At 43.6% G+C, this 2,437-nt stretch carries 2 protein-coding genes and 1 pseudogene; all 3 read right to left on the bottom strand.

Annotated features, from left to right (window positions below):
- Positions 1-206 (bottom strand): annotated as a pseudogene (locus AC1WIP_RS14535) (ABC transporter ATP-binding protein); the annotation flags it as partial.
- Positions 207-327: 121 nt separating this feature from the next.
- A complete protein-coding gene (locus AC1WIP_RS14530; RefSeq protein WP_481142501.1) occupies positions 328-1,809 on the bottom strand; it encodes an ABC transporter ATP-binding protein in 1,482 nt (493 codons plus the stop codon).
- Positions 1,809-2,435 (bottom strand): energy-coupling factor transporter transmembrane component T, encoded by a 627-nt coding sequence (locus AC1WIP_RS14525; RefSeq protein WP_252192569.1) that lies wholly within the window; start codon positions 2,433-2,435, stop codon positions 1,809-1,811. Before AC1WIP_RS14525 ends, AC1WIP_RS14530 begins: the two co-directional genes overlap by 1 nt.
- Between the last annotated feature and the right edge of the window lie 2 nt (positions 2,436-2,437).

Below are 2,437 nucleotides of genomic sequence, written 5' to 3'. Positions count from 1 at the left end.
TAACGAGTACTTTCCGTTGCAAGAGATATATCCCCCGCAGCGAATGCCTGAATCAAATCACGGATAACAAGCCATATACAAACAAAGGGCAGCATAGACAAAATGGTACTAATCCCGGAGAGGATACAGCCTAAAACAGTCAGGACATGGTAGTTTCCTGCATATCCGAACATTCTGGACAGCTCTCCATTTTTTTGCTTCTCCATAAGCAAGGCTCCTTTCGCAGTAATAGGCGGGTTAGAATCTTCTAACCCGCCTATTATCATAAAAGTATTTTATGGTTTTTGCCACTCCATACAGGGCATATCTATCCATTCAGACACACAACTACTGACACATGAGGCAAGAATATAACCGAGGGAGGTTTCCTTGCAGGGGGAATGTTTCTGCATGACCTTCATCAACAAAATGAAGCACTCGATTACAAGTCATAGCAGCAAATTCATAATCATGGGTGATAATCAAAATGGTCTTTCCCTTTTGAGCCAGAGCCTTCAAATGCTCAGATATTCTCATCATATTTTTGAAATCAAGGCCGCTGGTAGGTTCGTCCAAAAGCAAAACAGGCGTATCTATCCAATCTGATACGGCAAGAGTAAGCCGTTGTTTCTGACCTCCAGACAGGGTAGCAGGATGCTTGTCTTTCCATTCAAAAAGTCCATATAATTTCAGCAGATCATCCCTTTGCTCCTGGGTACTTCCTTTACCGTTCAAGAGCAATTCTTCCTCCACACTGTCTCCAAACAGCTGGCAATCCGTATTCTGCATAACGAAATAGGCAAAATTCTTTCTTTTACCCTTGGAAATTTCTTGCCCATTGTATAAAACCTGCCCTGTCTTTTCTTTCTGTATCCCGCAAAGAATGTTAGACAACGTCGTTTTCCCAATTCCATTATGTCCTACGATCGCAATCAGATCACCAGCATACACCTGGAAAGATATGTCGTGAAAGACTGGATGTTTGCGGTAAGAAAAGGCCAGCTGCTTTACCTCTAATGTCACATTTTTATCTTCTCTGGGAGGAATATCTACCTCGATATGGCGCAAATCCGCGGCCCGGATTCCAATTTTCTGCCGTTTATTTTCTGACATGGAAAGCAGTTCTTCAGGACTCCATTCTTCTTTTATGCTTCCATTTTCCATGTAGAGGAAGTGATCTGCAAGGTCTGTAAGATAATAAAGCCTGTGTTCAGCAACAACGATGGTATGTCCCTCCGCCTTCAATTCGCGCATAAGATTTTTAAGTGCCTCAACGGAATACATATCCAGATTGGCCGAAGGTTCATCAAATACATAAATTTCTGGATCAACAGCATTGACGGAGGCCACCGCTATTTTCTGTTTTTCTCCGCTGGACATGGGATAAATCTCTTTCCCACGCAGCATATCTCCGTTAATACGCTTAATTGCATTGGAAACCCGCCCATCCAGTTCTTCATAGGAAACGCCATAATTTTCACACCCGAACGCAATTTCATCCTCTGTAATACTGGCAAAAAACTGGCTTTTGGGGTCTTGAAAGATTGAGCCTACTTTTTTCCCGATTTCATACAGAGGATATTCCGATATGCTACGTCCCAACAGGGTGACGCGCCCTTTCAGTGTTCCTTCATAAAATTGTTCAGCTAACCCGTTTATCAATCGTGTCAGAGTTGTCTTTCCGCAGCCACTTCCTCCAGTCAAGACAAGGAATTCTCCCTCTTTTACGTCGAGGTTGATATGCTGAATACTCTCTGTTTCAGCTCCCGGATATTCAAAAGATACATCTTCAAACTGGATAACGGATTGCTTTGCTTCATCATTTACCATTATGCTACCGTCCTTTCCAGCACAAAATAGAGTGCGGTTACACAAACAGCAATCGCGCACATAATCCAATCCCGCTTTTGAAATTCTATCTTTCTGCGGCAAGTATGTTTCCCTGGATTGGAAATCCCCCTGCTTTCAGCAGAAGCAGCAAGTTCTTCGGCTATTCTGGATGAACGGAAAATAACAGGTGTAACAATATACTCCATTGCGTCCAAAGGGTGTTTCCATGACAATAGCTTTCGCAGCCGAAGTGAGGCAAACACATCAGAAAACTCACTGCGTACTGTAGGAAAGAAGCGCAGCATAAAGGTTACGGGAAGCGCAATTCCGTCTGGAGCGTGGATTTTCTTAAAAACTGCCACAACTTCTCCTGGAGGCATACCGATCACAGGCTGTGCAGCCATAACCATCATCAAAATACGAAGCACCATAAACAGGAACATTTCCGGCATAAGGATGGTAATGCCCTGCCCCCCGGAAAGCAGCCTCAACACGATAAAAATGCCGCAGACGATCAGATATTTTATTGTCTGCCTGCCAAAGCCCTGAATAATCAGATACACACTCAAGACACCCAAAAGTGTGTATATCAAAATGTCGCTTGTGAGCACCGCCACAAGCGACATAG

The organism is Acetatifactor sp. (assembly GCF_982438285.1).
This window is presented reverse-complemented; position numbering and strand designations above follow the sequence as displayed.

Coding starts and splice junctions, on each gene's coding strand:
- AC1WIP_RS14530 (WP_481142501.1), bottom strand. CDS start 1,809: ATGGTAAATGATGAAGCAAAGCAATCCGTTATCCAGTTTGAAGATGTA.
- AC1WIP_RS14525 (WP_252192569.1), bottom strand. CDS start 2,435: ATGTCGCTTGTGGCGGTGCTCACAAGCGACATTTTGATATACACACTT.